We start from the raw sequence: 17,940 nt of genomic DNA, 5'->3' as shown, positions 1-17,940 counted from the left end.
GGCAAGCCGCCTGCCTGTTCAAAATCAGGCATCGTTGGCCCGGTAAGCGTCGGGAAGAATGAAGACCTCGTCGGCGCGGCCATAGCCTCCGTCGGGAACTTCTTCGATCAGCACCATGGTGTAGGGACGTACACCTTCGCCGAAATAGTCGACGAACATCTGCGTGGTCTTATGGACGAGGTCTTCCTTCTGCGCTTTTGTGAGGGCGGCCTCGGGCATCTTGAAGTTAGCAAAGGGCATTTCCAGGTTCCTTCCGGATTGGATTTCCCGGCTCCGGTGCAGACCGCCGGCGAAGGTCGTCGACCGGACCGATCTCCATTCGTTGTCCTGGAGCGGGTATAGACTGCCGCGGATGCGGGATAATCACCCGGCCGTCGACAGCAGTATTCGGATAGAGCGAACAATCGGAGCCTTGTCGGCCCCTACGCGAGCGCCGGCAACTTCGCTTCGCGGCCACGCTTTCCTGGAGCGCGCATCGCTCGGCATTGGCCGCCCACCTGCGCCACTGTTCAGTTGCTGCGCGTCGCCACGAAGGTCGCCGCTTGCTTGAGCAGCTCAGCCGCTTCGCCATAGGGGTCGAGCAGCGCATGCGCCTGTTCGATCAGGCCGTGGAGTTGGCCGCGCGCCCAGTCGGGGCCGTGCAGCGAGGCAAGCGTTGCCTTGCCGGCGGCGGCATCCTTGTTGGTGGCCTTGCCCATCTGGACAGCGTCCGCTGTCAGATCGAGCAGATCGTCGGCGAGCTGGAAGGCAAGGCCGATCGCCGAGCCGAACTCCGCCAGCCGTTCGCGGTCGGCGGGCGGCGCACCGGCGACGATCGCGCCGGCCTCGCAGGCGAAGCGTATCAGTGCGCCGGTCTTCATCGCCTGCAAGGTGATGATACCGGCCTCGTCCGGCCGTTTGCGTTCGGCCTCGAGATCGAGCATCTGGCCGCCGACCATGCCCCCGGCGCCGGCCGCGCGGGCAAGTGCGAGGACCAGGGTGGCGCGGCGCTCCGCCGGCAGCAACGTCGCCTCGTCGGCGATGATGTCGAAGGCCAAAGTCAAAAGCGCATCGCCGGCGAGGATCGCGGTCGCCTCGTCGAAGGCCTTGTGCACCGTCGGCTGGCCGCGCCGCAGATCATCGTCGTCCATGGAAGGCAGATCGTCATGAATCAGCGAATAGCAATGCACGCATTCGAGCGCCGCCGCGACGCGGAGCGCCGCCTGGCCATCGGCGGAGAAAAGAGCTGCGCTTTCCACGACCAGAAAAGGCCGCAGCCGCTTGCCGCCGTTGAGCACGCCGTGGCGCATCGCCGCCATCAGGCGCTCCGGCCGCGCGATCTCGCCGGAAAGCGGACGCGCGTCGAGGATGCGGCGCAGCTCGGTCTCGACGGCCGCGACACGCATAAAAAGCGCGGTTTCGAAGGCGATCTGGTCGTCTTTGCTCATGGCCGGGAGCGGTAGCCGACACTCAGACATTGCGCAAGCAGGCGCGCGCCTTTATGCCGATGGGGGCGAGGCACGGGTGGGACGGCTTGACGGAACCGATCGTCGAACATGGAAGCGAAGGGCTGGACATGGCGCAACGTCGGCGCCTGAACCGCGCCGGTGTGAAGCGCATCGCCCGGCGCTGCCTGGCCGTCGCGCTCGTGCTGGCGGCGATCCCGGTCGTGCTCACCTTCCTTTACCTGCCATCCTTCGTGCATCCGGTCTCGACGCTGATGCTCAAGGACCTCATGACTTTTTCCGGCTACGACCGGCGCTGGGTGTCGATCGACGATGTGGCGCCGGTGCTGGCGCATTCGGTGATCATGTCGGAGGACGGGCAGTTCTGCTTCCATCGCGGCGTCGATCTCGGCGAATTGCGCGGCGTGGTCGACGACGCGCTGGCCGGTGAAGCCACGCGCGGCGCCTCCACCATCACCATGCAGACTGTGAAGAACCTTTTTCTGTGGTCGCGGCCGCTGGGCAGCGTGCGCAAGGTGGTCGAGCTGCCGCTGGCCGTCTATTTCGACGCGGTGATGTCGAAGCGGCGGATCATGGAGATCTACCTCAACATCGCCGAATGGGGGCCGGGCATCTACGGCATCGAGGCCGCCGCCCGGCATCATTTCGGCGTCTCGGCCAAGCAATTGTCGCGAAGGCAGGCGGCGCTGCTCGCCGTCAGCCTGCCCAATCCGATCGCGCGCAATCCGGCCAGGCCGGGTCCGGGATTGCGGCGGCTGGCCTCGCTAATCGAAAGACGCGCGAGCAGGTCAGGCGCTTATATCGGGTGCCTGGATTAGGACGAGGCGTCGCCGGCTCAAAAAAATTCGCGGCCAGCGCTGGCCAAAACGGCGCAAGGCGTGTATAGGCACCCGACTTTCTCAGATTATGGCCTCGATGCGGCCCTTTCGCGAGGGTTGCCGGGGCATTTTGACCATGTAGTGGAGCATATCCATGGCCGTTCCAAAAAGAAAAACCTCTCCGTCGAAGCGCGGCATGCGCCGCTCGGCCGACGCCCTCAAGGCCCCGACATATGTCGAGGACAAGAATTCCGGCGAAATGCGCCGCCCGCACCATATCGACCTGAAGACCGGCATGTATCGCGGCCGCCAGGTTCTGGAGCCGAAGGAAAGCTGAGAAGCTTCCGAGGGTTTGTGACGTTTCAAAAGACCGGCCTTTGGCCGGTCTTTTTTGCGTCTGGCCCTGGTCAATAGAGGCCTGAGTCGCGCAGCCTGCAGAAAAGCCGGGCAACCGGCTGACATCGTTATTTCATTAGGTCTTACAGCGTGTTCGCCAGCGCCAGTGAAAAGCCTTGACGGCGCGCCTGCTGCGGATTTTACAAAGGGTGCCCCATTGGAGTCGCCCAGATGTTCGGTGCTGTTCCGCTGCTGATCGTGCCCTTCGTCCTTTACAATCTCGGGCTGCTGGGATTGTTCGGCGGCGGCGACGATCCGTGGATGACCGAGATGTTCTCCTTCCGCATGATGTCGGGCGGCGTGTTCTCGATGACGCTGGGCGACCTGATGGTGCTGATCGGCCTGGTCTTCCTGTTCGTGGAAATCTCGAAATCGGTCCGCACGACCAATGCATCGATCCTGGATCATCTTTTGTCGACGCTGGTCTTCATCGCCTTCCTGGTCGAATTCCTGCTGGTGAAGGGCGCGGCGCATTCCGTCTTCTTCACGCTGATGATCATCGCGCTGTTCGACGTGCTGGCCGGCTTCTCGGTATCGATGCGCTCGGCCAGCCGGGATATCAACCTAAACTGAGGGATGTGCCGAGATTCAGGTGAGGCCGGCCTGCGAACGACGGCTTCCTGCGCTTCCGGTGCTGACGTACTTAAAGTACGCTCCGCTCCGGTTCTCGGAAGCCATCGTTCTCGACTCGCCCTGACCTGAATCTCGGCACATCCCATAGCGCTGTGGCTATAGGCGGTGTTCACGCCGTGACGGCCTCAGCCTTCTGCGCGACCACTTCCTCGTAGGCAGCGCGTAGTTGCTGGCGCACGGTTGGCGTGCCTGGCGGCGTCTTCGATGGCGCTCCGAGATGCTCATGGCGCAGTTCGTCCATGAATTGCTCCCATAGCGGCGGGCCGCCCTTTTCGAGCAGCTCGGCGCGGATCGACAATTCTTCCGTAACCGGCAGCCAGACGCGTCCCCAGGCACCGAGCTGCGCCATGATCGGCACCAGCGTGATCGCCATTTCGGTCAGGCTATAGATCGCCTTCTGCTTGTGGCTGGGGTCGTCCGCCTTGGTCAGCAGGCCGAGCTCCATCAGCCGTTTCAGCCGGTCGGCCAAGATGTTGGAGGCGATGCCTTCCAGCGAGCCGTTGAGCAACTCGCGGAAATGGCGCCGGCCACCGAAGATCATGTCGCGCAGGATGATCAGGCTCCAGCGGTCGCCAAAGACTTCGAGCGACAGATTGATCGGGCAGCCGGACCGACGGTCGATGCTCATGGTACTCTCCAGAAAAACCAGTTGCATTATGATATCGGTTTGATTATCGTGCAACTGATTGCAAAATGCAATCGGATAGGAGGAGCAGATGACCAACGCGGCGCAGCGCCCCGACATCGTTTCGGAAAGCTTCGGCGGTCCGAAAGATCCGGCGATCCTTTTGATCATGGGCGCCATGGCCTCGATGCTGTGGTGGCCGGAAGCCTTCTGCCGGCAACTTGCCGCGCGTGGCCACTTCGTTATCCGCTACGACAACCGCGACACCGGCCTGTCGACGAAATATCCGCCGGGCGCGCCGCCCTACACGTTCGAGGACATGGTGGGCGACGCCATGCGCGTGCTCGACGACCATGGCGTCGCCAGGGCGCATGTCGCCGGCATGTCGATGGGCGGCATGCTTGCGCAAAGCGTGGCGCTGAAAGATCCCGAACGCGTCAGCGCGCTCACCGTGATCTCCAGTTCGCCGCTCGGCCTCGATACGTCCGCCCTGCCCGGAACGACCGAGGCCTACAAGGAGCACTCGGAGCAAGGCCGCAATGTCGACTGGTCGAAGCGGGAGCAGGTGCTCGACTTCATGGTCAACGACGCCCGCGCGATTGCCGGTACTCGCCATCCGTTCGACGAGAAGCGGACGCGCAAAAATGATCGAGGAGGATTACGATCGCTCCGGCGGTTTCGCCAGCGCGACCAACCATTTCCTGCTCAAGGGCGGCGGCCCGCAGCGCACGGTGCGGGATCTGCGCGTGCCACTGCTCGTCATCCACGGTACCGCCGATCCGCTCTTCCCGATCGAACATGGCGAAGCGCTCGCCAAGGCTGTTCCCGGCGCAAAGCTGGTCAAGGTCGAAGGCGGTGGCCACGAACTGCACCGCAACGACTGGTCGCAGACCATCGAGGCCATCGCCACACACGGCTAGCGCCGACAAGACGCCGGCTTGACTCGAACCGTCCGCAACAATAGTGAAGTAGCTACTTCAGTATCGATCCGATTACCCGAATGCGAAAGAGAGCCGGAATGTCCCTGACGCTGCATTTCCACCCGCTGGCCTCGTTCTGCTGGAAGCCGCTGATTGCGCTCTACGAGAACGACACGCCGTTCGAGGCGGTCATTGTCGACCTCGGCGACGAGGCTTCCCGCGCCGCCTTCCTCACGGTGTCGCCGACCGGCAAGATGCCGGCGCTGCGGGACGATGCACGGGACTGCACGGTGCTGGAATCGACCATCGTCGTCGAATATCTCGCCGCGCATTACCCCGGGCCGGTCGAGCTCATTCCCGCCGATATCGATCTCGCCCTGCAGGTCCGCCAGGCCGACCGCTTCTACGATTTCTACGTGCAGCATCCGATGCAGAAGATCGTCGGCGACAGGCTGCGGCCGACGGACAAGACCGATCCGTTCGGGGTCGAGGAGGCCCGCGCGCAGCTGCGTAACTCCTACGCCATTGTCGAAGAGGAGATGGCGGCAAGGACCTGGGCCGTAGGCGAAAGCTTCACCATGGCCGACTGCGCCGCCTCGCCGGCGCTGTTCTACGCCAACAAGGTCGAGCCATTCGGCGAAAAATTCCCGGCCTTGAAACGCTACCACGACCGGCTGCTCACGCGCCCGTCCTTCGCCCGTGTGATCGAGGAAGCGGGACCTTATTTCAAGCTCTTTCCGTACAATAACGGCTAGAGCGAGATGCTCCACGATCCCGCCCAGCTCGACCTGATGTTCCAGGCGCTCGCCGATCCGGCGCGGCGGCAGATGGTGGACCGTCTGTCGCGCGGGCCGGCTTCGGTCAGCCAGCTGGCTGAACCGCTGGCGATGTCGTTGTCGGCCGTCGTCCAGCATCTCAACGTGCTCGAGGCAAGCGGCCTGGTGCGGACCGAAAAGCTTGGCCGGGTGCGGACCTGCCGGATCGAGCTGCAGGCGCTTCGGGCGGCCGAGCACTGGATCAACGAGCGGCGGCTTGCCTGGGAGCGTCGGCTCGACCGCCTCGGCGATTTCCTCGCTGAAACGAAAGATGAAACCTGAAGGTTCCTGCCATGAGCGAACGATCCGTCGTCCATTCCACCTTCGTCATCGAGCGCGTCTATCCGGCGGCGCCGGAGAAGGTCTATTTCGCGCTGAGCGATCCAACGGCGAAGAAGCGCTGGTTCTTCGACCCCGATAACCCCATGCCCAGCCGGCATGAAATGGATTTTCGTGTCGGCGGCAAGGAGGTGAATGCCGGCTGTCCCAGCGAAGGACAGATGCATTTCTACAACGCGGTCTATCACGATATCGTGCCCAACCGGCGCATGGTCTACAGCTACGAACTCTTGTTCGGCGAAACCCGGGTCTCCGTGTCGCTTGCGACGATCGAGCTTATCGCCGAAGGCAAGGGAACGCGGCTTATCCTGACGGAACAGGGCGCCTTTTTCGACGGCATCGACTCACCGGCCACCCGCGAGCACGGCACCGGCGAATTGCTCGATGCGCTCGGGACGGCACTGGGAGCTGAGGCCTCCAGCCAAAGCGCATCGCGCTTTGGATCTTGATGCACGTCGTGTCTCAAAACCGCTGCACGCTTCCGAGCGACATGCATTGATCGCCAAAGGCTATTCCCCCGGGGCCGTTTCCCAGAATTGGTCGAGCCAGATGTTGAGCCTGAGGAAGCCGGCGCTGCTGACAGTATAGACGCGCCTTGTGCCTTCGGCCTTGGCGTTGACCAGGCCGGCATCGAGCAGGACCTTCAAATGCTGGGAGACCGCCGGGCGTGAGACAGGCAACCCGGCCGCCAATTCGTTAACCGTCTTCGGGCCGCGCCGGAGTTCTTCCAAGAGATAGCGCCGATTGGGATCGGCTATCGCCACGAAGGCGTCAGAAAACATCATGCCTTTATTTGTGAGGCAAAGTCTTCCGAATCTCAACTATTGGTTTCAACCTTTCTGCGCGGATCGAGCCGCGTTGCCTCGGGCGTGACCGCGCGGTCCGCGGGTTGCGTCTTGAAGGCATCGCGGTTTTCGATCGGTACCGGCGCGCGGGCGCGGATACGCAGCAGCGTGTAGCCGGCGAGGCTGAGATGGGCGAGCGCGGTTGCAAGAAAAAGCCCCTCCGGACGCACCGAACCCATCAAGGCCGCGGCCAGGAGCGGGCCGATCATCGTGCCGAAACCGTAGAGCAGCAACAGGCCGCCGGAAACCTTGACGAAGTCCTCGGCGCGCGCGTGGTCGTTGGCATGCGCAACGGCGATCGAATAGAGCGTATAGGCGAAGGCGCCATAGGCGGCGGTCAGCACGATGACGAAGACACCCGAACGCGGCGCGACCAGGAAGATCAGCACCGCGACCAGCGCCGCGCCGAAGGCCGCGCCGGCCAGCACGAAGCGGCGGTCGGTGGTGTCCGAGAGACGCCCGGCCGGAAGCTGCATGGCGGCGCCGGCGATGACCACAAGGCTCATCATCAGCGCGATCTCGGCGGTGGAGATGCCGATGCGGGCGCCATAGACGGCGCCGAGCGTGCCCCAGGCGCCGTTGGCAATGCCGATCAGGAGGCAGGCCACCGCCGACACCGGCGAGTTGGCGTAGAGGCCTTTGACGTCGAGCTTGACGTCCTGCAGGGGCTTGGGATGCGACTGCGTCGACACGGCGGTCGGAATGAGCGACAGGCAAAACAGGATGCCGGTGATCATGAACAACGAGGCCGACCGCACATCGCCGCCGGCGACGATCATCTGACCGCCCATGATCGAGGCATAGGTGACCATCATGTAGAGACCGAAGACGGTGCCGCGGTTTTCGTTGGTGGCCTTCTCGTTCAGCCAGCTCTCGATCACCATGAAGGCGCCGGCCATGGTGAAGCCTGTGAAGGCGCGCAAAAGGATCCAGACATATTCGTCGATGATGAGGCCGGTGAGCAGCGCGATGATCGCGCCGGACGCGGCGAAGGCGCCGAAAGCCCTGACATGGCCGGCACGGCGAACAAGGCGCGGCGCGAAGAAACAGCCGGTGACGAAGCCGCCCGCCCAGGCCGTACCCATCAGGCCGAGCGATGCGGTCGAAAAGCCTTCCACCTGGCCGCGCAGCGGCAGGAGCAGCCCGTGCAGGCCGGATGCGGCGAGCAGGAACGCCGTGCCGCGAAGCAGCGAGAGGATCGGTCTGTAGGTGGCAAACATGGGCTGATCCGGCTGGAATTTCGGGGCGCGGGTTTGTTTCAGAGGAAGGTCTCGCAGTCGCAATCAGGCTTTTCCGGGGCGGGCTGGCACGCCCGCGGAACTATCCTCTGCGAAACAGCGCCTCGGCCGCGGATTTGGTGGCTCCCTTGGCGGCCCGTGCCTCTTCCAGCCGGGCGATCTCGTCGCGCAGCATCGCAATGCGCTCGGACAATTCGTCGACGGAAAGCAGCGACAAGTCCTGGCCGATCTCGTGCGGGCGCGGCTTCTTCCTGGGTTCGTCGTCGAAGATCGCCATCCGTCGCTCCTCCCTTGCTTGGCCATTTGCCTGATTTGGCAAACAGCATACATAGGGCAGGGGCGCCGATGCAAACCACTGCGACAAGGCGGGATTCGAGGAGACGGGACAGCCATGGCGAACAATCACGAGATTCCGGCGAAGATGACGGCCATCGCGATCTCTCAACCCGGTGGGCCGAGGGTGCTCAAGCCGGAAACGCGCGACGTGCCGGTGCCTGGTCCGGGCGAGGTGGTGATCCGCGTGCATGCGGCCGGCGTCAACCGGCCGGATGTCCAGCAGCGCAAGGGCGCCTATCCGCCGCCGCCCGGCGCCTCGGACCTGCCCGGCCTCGAGGTGGCGGGCGACATTGCGGCGCTCGGCGACGAGATATCGCGCTGGCGCATCGGTGACCGGGTCTGCGCGCTGACGCCGGGCGGCGGCTATGCGGAGTATGTCAGGGTTCATGCCGGCAGCGTGCTGCCGATCCCGGCCGGCTTCACCTACTCGGAGGCGGCCGCCGTGCCGGAGAACTATTTTACCGTCTGGCACAATGTGTTCGAGCGCGGCGGCCTGAAAAAGGGCGAGACGCTGATCGTCCATGGCGGCTCGTCCGGCATCGGCACCACCGCCATCCAACTCGCCTCGACCTTCGGCGCCACCGTGATCACCACGGCCGGCAGCAAGGAGAAATGCGACGCCTGCCTCAAGATCGGCGCCGACCGGGCGATCAACTATCGCGAGGAGGACTTCGTCACCGCCGTGAAGGACGCGACCGGCGGCAAGGGCGCCGACGTCATCCTCGACATGGTCGGCGGCGACTATGTCGCACGCAACTACGAAGCCGCGGCCGTCGAGGGGCGCATCGTCCAGATCGCCGTGCAGGCCGGCGCTGTCGCAAGCACCAATTTCGCAACGCTCATGGTGAAGCGCCTGACCCACACCGGCTCGACGCTCAGGCCGCGTACCGTCGAGTTCAAGGCGGCGATCGCGGCCGCGCTCGAGGCCCAGGTGTGGCCGCTGCTCGGCACACGCAAGGTGGCCCCCGTCATGGACATGATCTTTCCGCTGACCGAAGCCTGGCGGGCGCATGAGCGGATGGAAGAGGGCGAGCATATTGGCAAGATCGTCCTCGACGTCGGCTAGGATGGGTCGTTATTCAGGTGAGGCCGGCCTGCAAATGCCGGGCTTCTGCGCTTCCGGCGCTCACGTACTAAAGTACGCTCCGCTCCGGGTCTCAAAGTTCACCATTTTCGACTCGGCCTGACCTGAATCTCGACCCATCCTGGCGTCGGCGCGTGTCCCGGTTCCAAGCTGAACGAAACCTTAATGCTGCAATGCACAAAACGCATTGCGGCCATGCAAAAGCGTCCGTTCAATTTATGGGCAGACATGCCTATTTACGCGGCATCAAACGATTTAACCAACGACTGGAGAAACATCATGAACCCGATCCGTGCTTTCCGTAAGTGGCGCATGTACAACGAGACCGTGCGCGAGCTGAACAAGCTCAACGCCCGTCAGCTGAGCGACCTCGGCATCAATCGTGCCGACATCGAGCGTATCGCCCGCCAGGCGGTGTAATCAGACGCAGCCCGACCGCAAGGCCGGGCTGGGACATGCAACCCAGAGCCGTCGAGACGCTTGCTTCGTTTCCGGTTCCGAGCCCGCTGGACCTTGTCCAGCGGGTTTTGTCTTTTTAGGGGTGTGAATCGGGCCCTTCCCAAAAACATTGCGAAAATTGGAGGGAGCGTTTATACAGGCCGCGAATTTCCCATTTTGGTGGCTCTAAAACCACCGCCCGCGCGGGAACGCGGGCGAACGAGAAGGATTTTTGATATGGCCAATACGCTGCTGATGCCCAAGGCGACCGCCGTCTGGCTGGTCGACAACACTGCGCTCTCCTTCGAGCAGATCGCGCAGTTCTGCGGGCTGCATCCGCTCGAGGTCAAGGCGATCGCCGACGGCGAGTCGGCGCAGGGCATCAAGGGCATGGACCCGATCATCACCGGGCAGCTGACGCGAGACGAGATCGCGCGCGGCGAGAAGGACGTCAATTACCGGCTGAAGCTGTCGGAGCCGAAGGTGCGGGTGCCGGAATCGAAGCGCAAGGGCCCGCGCTACACGCCGCTGTCGAAGCGCCAGGACCGGCCGAACGCCATCCTGTGGCTGGTGCGCAACCACCCCGAGCTCAAGGACGCGCAAATTGCCCGTCTCGTGGGCACCACCAAGTCGACGATCGAGCAGATCCGCGAACGCAAGCACTGGAACTCGGCCAATCTGCAGCCGATGGATCCGGTGACGCTCGGCCTCACCTCGCAGATCGATCTCGACCTCGAGGTCAACCGCGCCTCGCGCGGCCGCGAGCAGCCGCAGCCCGCCGGCGATACGCTGCTGCCCGCCGCGCTCACCGAACGGCTTGTGCCCGCGCCCGAGAAGCCGAAGGACGAGGATCAGGAGCTCGACGCCAACGCCGTCTTTGCCAAGCTTTCGGCGCTCAAGTCGAAGGACAAGAACGAAGACGACGATCAGGAGTAAGCCTCCCGGCGTCCAATAAAAAAAGCCCGCTCGAAGCGGGCTTTTTTATTGGACAGTGGCTTGGGAGGAAGTCACGTCCGCGCGGCGCGGTCGGGCGCCATGCCGTAATCCTCGCTGCGCTCGACGGCGCGGTAGAAGTCGGCGAGCTGCTTGCCGCGCTCCGGCTTGAAGATGCGGCCGGCAATGACGACCGAGGCGATGCGGTCGATGCGGAAGGCTCGGAAATCGTCGCGCATCTCGCACCAGGCGACCAGGGTCCAGACCTTGCCCCAGAACCACAGCCCCAACGGCCTGATATCGCGCGCGGTACCGCGGCCGGCTTCGTCCGAATAGTCGATGGTCAGTACTTGGCGCTTCTCGATGGCGCGCTCGATCAGGTCGATCGCTTCCCGCGCGGCGTCGCTCACCACCCACATCGGTGTGTGGATCTCGGTGCGGGCGATGCGGTCCTTTTCCGTGTCGGGCAGCACGGCGCCGATCTTGACCAGAGCCTCGTCGGCGGCCCTCGCCATCGCGGCGCCGCCGAAGGCGCGCACCATGCGGGCGCCGGCAACCAGCGCCACGATCTCGTCACGCGTGAACATAAGCGGCGGAAGGTCGAAACCCTCCCGCATCATGTAGCCGACGCCCGCTTCGCCGTCGATCGGCACGCCGGTCGACTGCAGGTCGGCTATGTCGCGGTAAATGGTGCGCTCGGAAACCTCGAGCCACGTGCCGAGCTTCTGCGCGGTGACCAGCCGGCCACCCCGCAAATGCTGCACGATCTGGAAAAGCCTGTCGGCGCGGCGCATCGATTTCTCCCCGAGCGTTTATGGCTTCAGCCCTTCGCGCTTGCGATGCGCGGCAACGAACTTCGTCCCGAAGGACAGTCGCGGCGACGGCTTAATGCCGTTGATGCCTGGCGTGTTCAGCCTGTCGTTCCAGCTTTTCACCATGCGCGGATTACTCCGGATCGTCGGGATCATGTTCGTTGTTGTCAGGATCGAAGCCGTTCTAATTATCGCACGCCTCCTGACAACATACTGTCAGGAGGCTACGGCGAAACCATCGGCAAACAAGGCTATTTTCCCTGAACTCGACATCACTGGGCCGCATTACATCTGGGCGCGGCAGCGCCACAATCCAAGTCGCGGCGGCAAAATTTCAGTTTTCGCGTACGCGGCCGGTGTAAAGGTCCGGCCAGCCGATGTCCTTGCGGATGTCCGCCGGCAAGTTGTTCAGGAAACGCTGGGTGCGGATCTCGTTGCGCACGGTGCGGATCCTGCCGACATAGTGCTGCACGCTACGCAGAATGGTAAAACCGTTCATGACCTCACTCCTCTTTTTTGATGAGAAGAGTATCTCACACCCCTCCTGACAGCAGTCTGTCAGGAGGTTGGCAGGGTGCCGAAGAAAGCGGTGTGGCGCCTCTCGAAGGGTTCAAATCAACCCGATTTCTGTCAGGAATGTTCCGGCCGAGGTGTGCCTTGAGAACAGCTTTGACAGCCGCCGTCGATGCTGGTCAAAGGCGGCATGACGAAACTGCTCGCCCTAGTCATCATCGGCATCATGCTGATCCAGGTCATCAAGCCGCTGGGCTGGCCGGGGCTGAAGCGGCGTGGTGATTTCTGGAAGCTGGCGCTGCTGGCGATGGCTGCGATCTCGCTGGCGGCGGTGCTTGGGCACTGGGCTTAAACTCGGCCGACCCGGTTAGGCTGCCTCGTTGCCCAGCACGAAATCCAGCAGATGCTCCGCCAGCCATTAGATTCCAGGAAAGCGGTTTTCCGTCCGGAATTGCATCAGAATGCTCTGGAGCATGTTTGGGCTGGCGTGAACGATGGCGTTCACGCGCAGCAGTCCGGCCGGTCCTTGGCCTTGTCCTGGTATTCGTCGTGCAGACGCACCCAGTCCATCAGGCCGTGATAGGGGCCGGTCTCGTTGCGGGCCTTGGGCGTCATGTCGAGATAGTGATAGGCGCCGATGAGGGCATCGCCGCCGCGGGCGCGCGACATGAAGGTGAGGAAGATGTCGCCGCACTCGTTGCGATAGAAGATGCTTGTGCCGGGCAGGTCCTTCGACCGCAACGGGCGCTTCTCGAAATTGTAGGTGGTTTCGCCCGCCGCGATCTGCTTGTCGGTGAAGGAGACCTGCAGGTCGAAATTGAAGTCGGAGGCGTAGGACGACATCCAGTCGAACTTCCAGCCCATGCGCCGCTTGTAAGGCAGGATCTCGGCCAGCGGCGCGCGCGAGACGACGACCAGCGAGACGTCATGATGCTTCAGGTGCTGGTTGGCCCCGTCGATATGATCGGCGAGGAAGGAGCAGCCCTCACATCGATGGTCCGAGCCCGGCGTCATCATGAAATGATAGACGATGAGCTGGCTCTTGCCCGCGAACAGCTCCGCCAAGCGTTTCGGCCCTGCCTCGCTCTCGAAGACATAATCCTTGCGCAGCTTGAACCAGGGCAGCTGCCGCCGCTCCGCGGCGATGCAGTCGCGCAGCCGCGTCAGTTCCTTCTCCCGCTCCAGATGCTTGCGATGCGCTTCGAACCAGTCTTCGCGCGAAACCACGGCATTGCGTTGCATGACCATCTCCTGTCCTCTCCTGCCAAGGACGTTCGACATCGGCGCGATCCGACATGGTCGATAGCGGTCGGCGCCTGACAAGTGGGAACGCGGCTCGCAAAAAGCAAAAACCCGGGCCATCGGCCCGGGTTTTTATGTACTGCTCAGGGATGGCGTCAGGCGGCCTTTTCCAGCGCCGGCTGCCATTTCCCGAGCGCTGCCAGATGGTTCATATGGGCGCGGTGGGTGAAGGCGGCCTGGCCCGCGGCGATGTTCGAGGCCTTGCCGCTCCACGCCTTCTGCGGCGCGGCCTGCAGCGCGCGGCCATAGGAGAAGGTGAGCTTCCAGGGGTGCGGGCCAATGGCGTTGATGGCGTTGAGGTTGGCGGTTGCCTCCTCGTCCTCCTGGCCACCGGAGAGGAAGGCAATGCCCGGCACCGCCGCCGGCACCACTTCGCGGAACAGCTTTATCGTCTTCTCGGCGATTTCCTCAGGCGCGTCGGTCTTGCCCGACTTCTTGCCGGAGATGACCATGTTCGGCTTAAGGATCGACCCTTCGAGCACGACCCGCGCCGCGTAGAGCTCGTCATAGAGCTTGACCAGCGTCGCCTTGGAGATGTCGTAGCAGGTGTCGATCGAATGCGCCCCGTCCATCAGCACTTCCGGCTCGACGATCGGCACGATCCCGGCCTCCTGGCATAGCGCAGCATAGCGGGCCAGCGCGTGGGTGTTCGAGGCGATCGAATTGGCCGAGGGCACGCCCTTGCCGGTGTCGATGTCGATCACCGCGCGCCATTTGGCGAAGCGGGCGCCGAGCTTGTAATAGTCGCCAAGCCGCTCGCGCAGCCCGTCAAGGCCCTCGGTGATAGTGTCGCCGGGAAAGCCCGCGAGAGGCTTGGCGCCGAGATCGACCTTGATGCCGGGAATGGCGCCGGACGCCTTGATGATGTCGACCAGCGGCGTGCCGTCGGCGGCCTTCTGGCGGATGGTCTCGTCATAGAGGATGACGCCGGAGATGTATTTCGTCATCGCCTCCTTGGTGCGGAACATCATCTCGCGATAGTCGCGCCGGTTATCGGCGGTCGACTCGACGCCGATGACGTCGAAACGCTTTTTGATGGTGCCGGAGCTCTCATCGGCGGCCAAAAGGCCCTTGCCACCGCTCACCATCGCGGCGGCGATATCTTCGAGACGTTCGCTCATGGGTGCTCTCCTACGCTGCGTTTATTCCGCGCTAGCAGAACACTACCGCCAAAGGAATGACGCCGGAAAGCTAGAATCGATTGAAAGCCGCGCGGGCTTTGCCCGGTCTCGGACTGTTTACCGCTTCAGCACCTCGACGCCGGGCAGCGGCTTGCCTTCCATCCATTCGAGGAAGGCGCCGCCGGCGGTCGAGACATAGGTGAAGTCGTCGGCGACACCGGCATGGTTGAGCGCGGCCACCGTGTCGCCGCCGCCGGCGACCGAGACAAGCTTGCGTGCCTTGGTGCGCGCCGCCGCATGTTTTGCCGCCGCCACCGTGGCGCGGTCGAAGGGCTCGATCTCGAAGGCGCCGAGCGGACCATTCCAGACCAGCGTCGCTGCGCGGTCGATCCAATCGTTGACGCTCTGCACGGTCTTTGCGCCGACGTCGAGGATCATGCCGTCGGCCGGCACGTCCGAGATGGCGACGGTCTCGCTGGACGCACCCGCCTTGAACTCCTTAGCGACCACGCCGTCGGCGGGCAGAATGATGGCGCAGCCGGCTTCGGCCGCCTCGATCATGATCTGCTTGGCGGTGCCGGCTAGGTCATGCTCGCAGAGCGACTTGCCGACGTCCGTGCCGCGCGCAGCCAAAAAGGTGTTGGCCATGCCGCCGCCGATCACCAGCGCGTCGACCTTCTTTACGAGATTCATCAAAAGATCGATCTTGGTCGAGACCTTGGCGCCGCCGACGATGGCCACCACCGGCCGTACCGGATTGCCGAGGCCCTTTTCCAGTGCGTCGAGCTCGGCCTGCATGGTGCGGCCGGCATAGGCCGGCAAGTGGCGCGCCAGGCCTTCGGTCGAGGCATGCGCGCGATGTGCGGCCGAAAAGGCGTCGTTGACATAGATGTCGCCATTGGCGGCGAGCTTTTCGGTGAAGGCCGGTTCGTTCTTTTCCTCGGCCTTGTGGAAACGGGTGTTCTCGAGCAGCAGCACGTCGCCGTCCTTCATGGCAGCGACGGCCTCGGCAGCTTTGTCGCCGACGCAGTCGGCGGCAAAGCCGACAGGGCGCCCAAGCACTTCCGCAGTCGCGCGGGCGATCGGCTCCAGCGAGAACTCGGCCGACGGGCCGTCCTTCGGGCGGCCGAAATGCGCCAGCAGGATGACCTTGGCGCCCTTTTTCGAGAGTTCGGCGATGGTCGGCGCGATGCGCTCGATGCGGGTGGCGTCGGTCACCTTGCCGTCAGCGACGGGAACGTTGAGGTCGACGCGCACCAGCACGCGCTTGCCGCCGACGGCGCCGATATCATCGAGTGTCTTGAAGCCGGCCATGGTCGTTCCTTTCCGCGAAAAAACGCGGCGACCTTACCCGGCACCGGGGACGATGCAAGGGCTGCGTTGCAGCGCGCGCGCAAAAATGATGTCGGCGTGAGACATCAGCTTTCGGTCGTGGCTTTTTGCGCCACAGGCTTAGGCGCCGCCGCTTCGGTTGGCTCGCTCTCGGCAACCTGCTTATCCGCAGGTTTGCGCCAGTTGCGGATGAAGGCGACGATGCGGTCGGCGATCTCGCCGGCGCTCAGGAATACCGGCACGCGCGCCACCGGCGCGGTCGGCTCGAAGGACAGGCCAAGCCCGGTGATCCTGCCTTTTTCGTCGACATCGCGCACGATCAGCTCGATCGGACCGATCATCACACGGTCGGCATATTCGGCATGGCCGCCGAGCCGCTCGGTAACGAGCGCTGCGACGGTGAGCTTCTGTTCGGCCTCGGTCAGGCCCGGCGCATAGGCGGCTTCGAGCTCCGCCGCCGATCGGGCGGGATCTACGGCAAAGGCGCCGAAGAAGTCGGCATCCTCCGGATCGACCACGGCGCGGCTGGCAAAAAGCTTGTCGAGTAGGCGCGGATAGCGGTCCGGCACGAAGATGTAGACCTGATCGCCGGCCGCCAACCGGCCCATGTCCTGGAAGCGCATCGAACGGCCGTCGCGCAGCACCAATGAGGGCCTCGCCCAGCGCGGGATGCGCTCGCCGCGCGCCACCGGGCTGCCGGGAGCGACGCGATAGGCAAGCAGCTCATGGTGGGCCGAGCCCGGCAATTCGAGCTCCACCTTGTCCAGCGGCCCGAGACGCGCAGGAACGATGAGGCCGAGGCGCCGGGCCAGCGGCCCGACCGTCCAGCCCTGCACTACCAGCGAGACAAGCACGATGATGAACGCGGCATTGAAGATCAGGCGGCCGTGCTCGAGCCCGCCGAGCAGCGGCGTGATGGCGAGCAGGATCGAAACCGCGCCACGCAGGCCGACCCAGGAGACGAAGGCCACTTCGGGACGCGGCAGGCGAAACGGGATCAGGCAGAGCCAGACGGCCAAAGGCCGCGCCACGAAGATCAGGAACAGGCCGAGCAGGATCGCCGGCGCGAGGATTTCGGGGAATTGCGAGGGTGTGGCGAACAGGCCGAGGATCAGGAACATGATGATCTGCGCCAGCCACGACATGCCGTCCTGGAAGCGCTTCAGGATGGTGACGGCACGGATGTCCGAATTGCCGGCGATCAGCCCGGCAAGATAGACGGCGAGGAAGCCCGAGCCGCCGATGGCGCCGGCCGCCGCGAACACCATCAGCGAGAGCGTCAGCACGAAGATCGGCAACAGGCCGTGATCGAGGTTAAGCCGCTCGACAAGGCGCACGATGCCGAAGCCGCCGAGCACGCCGATAATGGCGCCGAGCCCCATATTGGCCAGGAAGCCGAGCAAAAGGTTGGTGGCCAGCACATTGGCTTCCGGGTTGGCATGCGCGGCGATGATCTCGACCAGGGTGATGGTAAGGAAGATGGCGATCGGGTCGTTGGTGCCGGACTCCACCTCGAGCGTCGAGCGCACGCGCTCGCGCAGATGGATTTCGCCGGCGCGCAGCAGGAAGAACACGGCGGCCGCATCAGTGGAAGCGACGGCGGCGCCGAGCAGAGAGGATTCCAGCCAGCTGAGTTTGAGAAAATAGGAAGCGGCGACGCTGAAGATGCCGGTGGTGAGGATGACGCCGATCGTGGCCAGCGACAGCGCTGGCCCGGCCGCCTGGCGCAGCGCGTTGAGCGGCGTGCCGAAACCGGAATCGAACAGGATGATGGCCAAGGCCAGTGAGCCGGCAAAATAAGCCAGCCGTGCATTGTCGAATTCGATGCCGAGCCCGTCGACGCCGGTGGCAAGGCCGATGCAGAGGAAGAGGAGCAGCAAAGGGGCGCCGAAGCGGAAGGCGATCAGGCTCGAAAACGCGGCGGCGACAATGAGCGCCGTGCCGACCAGCGTCACGAGATAGATCGCATGCTCCATCCGCCAGTGCCCCTCCAAA

Annotated in this window: 24 protein-coding genes and 1 pseudogene; 13 read left to right on the top strand and 12 right to left on the bottom strand. The window is 63.9% G+C overall.

Annotated elements, in window-relative coordinates:
• Nucleotides 1–24 precede the first annotated feature (24 nt).
• Both O7A05_RS27880 and O7A05_RS27875 read right to left on the bottom strand, forming a co-directional pair.
• Complete coding sequence (locus tag O7A05_RS27880; protein ID WP_140752813.1) at nucleotides 25–240, bottom strand: tautomerase family protein; 216 nt, start codon at nucleotides 238–240, stop codon at nucleotides 25–27.
• A gap of 269 nt (nucleotides 241–509) precedes the next feature.
• Complete coding sequence (locus O7A05_RS27875) at nucleotides 510–1,427, bottom strand: polyprenyl synthetase family protein (protein WP_415927064.1); 918 nt, start codon at nucleotides 1,425–1,427, stop codon at nucleotides 510–512.
• A 128-nt stretch (nucleotides 1,428–1,555) separates the two neighbouring features.
• Here O7A05_RS27875 and O7A05_RS27870 point away from each other — a divergent pair, with 128 nt between their 5' ends.
• From O7A05_RS27870 to O7A05_RS27860, 3 genes are all read left to right on the top strand, one after another.
• Nucleotides 1,556–2,263, top strand: a complete 708-nt coding sequence (locus tag O7A05_RS27870) for a biosynthetic peptidoglycan transglycosylase (protein ID WP_337096279.1) — start codon at nucleotides 1,556–1,558, stop codon at nucleotides 2,261–2,263.
• 154 nt (nucleotides 2,264–2,417) lie between these two features.
• Nucleotides 2,418–2,600: a 50S ribosomal protein L32 gene (gene rpmF, locus O7A05_RS27865; RefSeq protein ID WP_006203806.1), complete on the top strand. Its 183-nt coding sequence runs from the start codon at nucleotides 2,418–2,420 to the stop codon at nucleotides 2,598–2,600.
• Nucleotides 2,601–2,830: 230 nt separating this feature from the next.
• Nucleotides 2,831–3,232, top strand: a complete 402-nt coding sequence (locus O7A05_RS27860; protein WP_337096278.1) for a hypothetical protein — start codon at nucleotides 2,831–2,833, stop codon at nucleotides 3,230–3,232.
• A 169-nt stretch (nucleotides 3,233–3,401) separates the two neighbouring features.
• Here the strand turns inward: O7A05_RS27860 and O7A05_RS27855 are convergent, their stop codons facing one another.
• Nucleotides 3,402–3,920 (bottom strand): winged helix-turn-helix transcriptional regulator, encoded by a 519-nt coding sequence (locus tag O7A05_RS27855; protein WP_337096276.1) that lies wholly within the window; start codon nucleotides 3,918–3,920, stop codon nucleotides 3,402–3,404.
• An 88-nt stretch (nucleotides 3,921–4,008) separates the two neighbouring features.
• On the opposite strand from O7A05_RS27855, the pseudogene O7A05_RS27850 reads away from it, so the two are divergent.
• The 5 genes and pseudogenes from O7A05_RS27850 to O7A05_RS27835 all read left to right on the top strand — a co-directional run.
• Nucleotides 4,009–4,746: pseudogene (locus O7A05_RS27850) on the top strand (alpha/beta hydrolase); the annotation flags it as partial.
• A complete protein-coding gene (locus tag O7A05_RS34530) occupies nucleotides 4,664–4,837 on the top strand; it encodes an alpha/beta fold hydrolase (protein ID WP_415927067.1) in 174 nt (57 codons plus the stop codon). The pseudogene O7A05_RS27850 and the gene O7A05_RS34530, both read left to right, overlap by 83 nt.
• 98 nt (nucleotides 4,838–4,935) lie before the next feature.
• Nucleotides 4,936–5,592: a glutathione S-transferase family protein gene (locus O7A05_RS27845; RefSeq protein WP_337096274.1), complete on the top strand. Its 657-nt coding sequence runs from the start codon at nucleotides 4,936–4,938 to the stop codon at nucleotides 5,590–5,592.
• A gap of 6 nt (nucleotides 5,593–5,598) precedes the next feature.
• Complete coding sequence (locus O7A05_RS27840; RefSeq protein WP_337096272.1) at nucleotides 5,599–5,934, top strand: ArsR/SmtB family transcription factor; 336 nt, start codon at nucleotides 5,599–5,601, stop codon at nucleotides 5,932–5,934.
• A gap of 11 nt (nucleotides 5,935–5,945) precedes the next feature.
• Complete coding sequence (locus O7A05_RS27835; RefSeq protein ID WP_337096271.1) at nucleotides 5,946–6,440, top strand: SRPBCC family protein; 495 nt, start codon at nucleotides 5,946–5,948, stop codon at nucleotides 6,438–6,440.
• Nucleotides 6,441–6,500: 60 nt separating this feature from the next.
• Here O7A05_RS27835 and O7A05_RS27830 read toward each other — a convergent pair whose 3' ends face one another.
• From O7A05_RS27830 to O7A05_RS27820, 3 genes are all read right to left on the bottom strand, one after another.
• On the bottom strand, nucleotides 6,501–6,776 hold the full coding sequence (locus O7A05_RS27830; RefSeq protein ID WP_040998815.1) for an ArsR/SmtB family transcription factor: 276 nt from the start codon (nucleotides 6,774–6,776) through the stop codon (nucleotides 6,501–6,503).
• A 32-nt stretch (nucleotides 6,777–6,808) separates the two neighbouring features.
• Nucleotides 6,809–8,056, bottom strand: a complete 1,248-nt coding sequence (locus O7A05_RS27825; RefSeq protein WP_140752837.1) for an MFS transporter — start codon at nucleotides 8,054–8,056, stop codon at nucleotides 6,809–6,811.
• Nucleotides 8,057–8,156: 100 nt separating this feature from the next.
• Nucleotides 8,157–8,351 (bottom strand): DUF1192 domain-containing protein, encoded by a 195-nt coding sequence (locus O7A05_RS27820; protein WP_040998812.1) that lies wholly within the window; start codon nucleotides 8,349–8,351, stop codon nucleotides 8,157–8,159.
• 114 nt (nucleotides 8,352–8,465) lie between these two features.
• On the opposite strand from O7A05_RS27820, the gene O7A05_RS27815 reads away from it, so the two are divergent.
• The 3 genes from O7A05_RS27815 (at nucleotide 8,466) to O7A05_RS27805 (ending at nucleotide 10,868) form a co-directional block, all read left to right on the top strand.
• Nucleotides 8,466–9,476 carry an NAD(P)H-quinone oxidoreductase gene (locus O7A05_RS27815; protein WP_337096270.1) on the top strand — a complete coding sequence of 337 codons (1,011 nt, stop codon included), beginning with the start codon at nucleotides 8,466–8,468 and terminating at the stop codon, nucleotides 9,474–9,476.
• A gap of 297 nt (nucleotides 9,477–9,773) precedes the next feature.
• On the top strand, nucleotides 9,774–9,914 hold the full coding sequence (locus O7A05_RS27810) for a DUF1127 domain-containing protein (RefSeq protein ID WP_071074868.1): 141 nt from the start codon (nucleotides 9,774–9,776) through the stop codon (nucleotides 9,912–9,914).
• Between the two features lie 255 nt (nucleotides 9,915–10,169).
• Complete coding sequence (locus tag O7A05_RS27805; RefSeq protein WP_337096269.1) at nucleotides 10,170–10,868, top strand: DUF1013 domain-containing protein; 699 nt, start codon at nucleotides 10,170–10,172, stop codon at nucleotides 10,866–10,868.
• Between the two features lie 71 nt (nucleotides 10,869–10,939).
• Here O7A05_RS27805 and O7A05_RS27800 read toward each other — a convergent pair whose 3' ends face one another.
• Nucleotides 10,940–11,659, bottom strand: coding sequence for a helix-turn-helix transcriptional regulator (locus O7A05_RS27800; protein WP_192257602.1), 720 nt, complete (start codon nucleotides 11,657–11,659; stop codon nucleotides 10,940–10,942).
• Here O7A05_RS27800 and O7A05_RS27795 point away from each other — a divergent pair.
• Nucleotides 11,621–11,941: a hypothetical protein gene (locus O7A05_RS27795; RefSeq protein WP_337096267.1), complete on the top strand. Its 321-nt coding sequence runs from the start codon at nucleotides 11,621–11,623 to the stop codon at nucleotides 11,939–11,941. The genes O7A05_RS27800 and O7A05_RS27795 overlap by 39 nt on opposite strands.
• A gap of 70 nt (nucleotides 11,942–12,011) precedes the next feature.
• On the opposite strand, the gene O7A05_RS27790 is transcribed toward O7A05_RS27795, so the two are convergent.
• A complete protein-coding gene (locus O7A05_RS27790; RefSeq protein WP_156913455.1) occupies nucleotides 12,012–12,176 on the bottom strand; it encodes a hypothetical protein in 165 nt (54 codons plus the stop codon).
• Nucleotides 12,177–12,362: 186 nt separating this feature from the next.
• Between O7A05_RS27790 and O7A05_RS27785 the strand changes: the two genes are divergently transcribed.
• Complete coding sequence (locus O7A05_RS27785; RefSeq protein ID WP_040985195.1) at nucleotides 12,363–12,542, top strand: hypothetical protein; 180 nt, start codon at nucleotides 12,363–12,365, stop codon at nucleotides 12,540–12,542.
• A gap of 149 nt (nucleotides 12,543–12,691) precedes the next feature.
• Here O7A05_RS27785 and O7A05_RS27780 read toward each other — a convergent pair whose 3' ends face one another.
• The 4 genes from O7A05_RS27780 to O7A05_RS27765 form a co-directional block, all read right to left on the bottom strand.
• Entirely contained in the window at nucleotides 12,692–13,432 is a 741-nt protein-coding gene (locus O7A05_RS27780; RefSeq protein ID WP_337096266.1) for a DUF899 domain-containing protein, read from the bottom strand.
• A 155-nt stretch (nucleotides 13,433–13,587) separates the two neighbouring features.
• Entirely contained in the window at nucleotides 13,588–14,613 is a 1,026-nt protein-coding gene (locus O7A05_RS27775) for a class I fructose-bisphosphate aldolase (RefSeq protein WP_337096265.1), read from the bottom strand.
• 117 nt (nucleotides 14,614–14,730) lie between these two features.
• Nucleotides 14,731–15,927: a phosphoglycerate kinase gene (locus O7A05_RS27770; protein WP_337096264.1), complete on the bottom strand. Its 1,197-nt coding sequence runs from the start codon at nucleotides 15,925–15,927 to the stop codon at nucleotides 14,731–14,733.
• Between the two features lie 104 nt (nucleotides 15,928–16,031).
• Nucleotides 16,032–17,921 (bottom strand): potassium/proton antiporter, encoded by a 1,890-nt coding sequence (locus O7A05_RS27765; RefSeq protein ID WP_337096263.1) that lies wholly within the window; start codon nucleotides 17,919–17,921, stop codon nucleotides 16,032–16,034.
• Nucleotides 17,922–17,940: the final 19 nt, after the last annotated feature.

This window comes from Mesorhizobium argentiipisi (SeqCode), assembly GCF_037179585.1.
GTDB lineage: Bacteria > Pseudomonadota > Alphaproteobacteria > Rhizobiales > Rhizobiaceae > Mesorhizobium > Mesorhizobium argentiipisi.
Note: the sequence above shows the minus strand (reverse complement) of the source record. Positions and strands in the feature narration are given on the sequence as shown.

Coding starts and splice junctions, on each gene's coding strand:
- O7A05_RS27880 (WP_140752813.1), bottom strand. CDS start 240: ATGCCCTTTGCTAACTTCAAGATGCCCGAGGCCGCCCTCACAAAAGCG.
- O7A05_RS27875 (WP_415927064.1), bottom strand. CDS start 1,427: ATGAGCAAAGACGACCAGATCGCCTTCGAAACCGCGCTTTTTATGCGT.
- O7A05_RS27870 (WP_337096279.1), top strand. CDS start 1,556: ATGGCGCAACGTCGGCGCCTGAACCGCGCCGGTGTGAAGCGCATCGCC.
- rpmF (WP_006203806.1), top strand. CDS start 2,418: ATGGCCGTTCCAAAAAGAAAAACCTCTCCGTCGAAGCGCGGCATGCGC.
- O7A05_RS27860 (WP_337096278.1), top strand. CDS start 2,831: ATGTTCGGTGCTGTTCCGCTGCTGATCGTGCCCTTCGTCCTTTACAAT.
- O7A05_RS27855 (WP_337096276.1), bottom strand. CDS start 3,920: ATGAGCATCGACCGTCGGTCCGGCTGCCCGATCAATCTGTCGCTCGAA.
- O7A05_RS27845 (WP_337096274.1), top strand. CDS start 4,936: ATGTCCCTGACGCTGCATTTCCACCCGCTGGCCTCGTTCTGCTGGAAG.
- O7A05_RS27840 (WP_337096272.1), top strand. CDS start 5,599: ATGCTCCACGATCCCGCCCAGCTCGACCTGATGTTCCAGGCGCTCGCC.
- O7A05_RS27835 (WP_337096271.1), top strand. CDS start 5,946: ATGAGCGAACGATCCGTCGTCCATTCCACCTTCGTCATCGAGCGCGTC.
- O7A05_RS27830 (WP_040998815.1), bottom strand. CDS start 6,776: ATGATGTTTTCTGACGCCTTCGTGGCGATAGCCGATCCCAATCGGCGC.
- O7A05_RS27825 (WP_140752837.1), bottom strand. CDS start 8,056: ATGTTTGCCACCTACAGACCGATCCTCTCGCTGCTTCGCGGCACGGCG.
- O7A05_RS27820 (WP_040998812.1), bottom strand. CDS start 8,351: ATGGCGATCTTCGACGACGAACCCAGGAAGAAGCCGCGCCCGCACGAG.
- O7A05_RS27815 (WP_337096270.1), top strand. CDS start 8,466: ATGGCGAACAATCACGAGATTCCGGCGAAGATGACGGCCATCGCGATC.
- O7A05_RS27810 (WP_071074868.1), top strand. CDS start 9,774: ATGAACCCGATCCGTGCTTTCCGTAAGTGGCGCATGTACAACGAGACC.
- O7A05_RS27805 (WP_337096269.1), top strand. CDS start 10,170: ATGGCCAATACGCTGCTGATGCCCAAGGCGACCGCCGTCTGGCTGGTC.
- O7A05_RS27795 (WP_337096267.1), top strand. CDS start 11,621: ATGCTGCACGATCTGGAAAAGCCTGTCGGCGCGGCGCATCGATTTCTC.
- O7A05_RS27800 (WP_192257602.1), bottom strand. CDS start 11,659: ATGCGCCGCGCCGACAGGCTTTTCCAGATCGTGCAGCATTTGCGGGGT.
- O7A05_RS27790 (WP_156913455.1), bottom strand. CDS start 12,176: ATGAACGGTTTTACCATTCTGCGTAGCGTGCAGCACTATGTCGGCAGG.
- O7A05_RS27785 (WP_040985195.1), top strand. CDS start 12,363: ATGCTGGTCAAAGGCGGCATGACGAAACTGCTCGCCCTAGTCATCATC.
- O7A05_RS27780 (WP_337096266.1), bottom strand. CDS start 13,432: ATGCAACGCAATGCCGTGGTTTCGCGCGAAGACTGGTTCGAAGCGCAT.
- O7A05_RS27775 (WP_337096265.1), bottom strand. CDS start 14,613: ATGAGCGAACGTCTCGAAGATATCGCCGCCGCGATGGTGAGCGGTGGC.
- O7A05_RS27770 (WP_337096264.1), bottom strand. CDS start 15,927: ATGGCCGGCTTCAAGACACTCGATGATATCGGCGCCGTCGGCGGCAAG.
- O7A05_RS27765 (WP_337096263.1), bottom strand. CDS start 17,921: ATGGAGCATGCGATCTATCTCGTGACGCTGGTCGGCACGGCGCTCATT.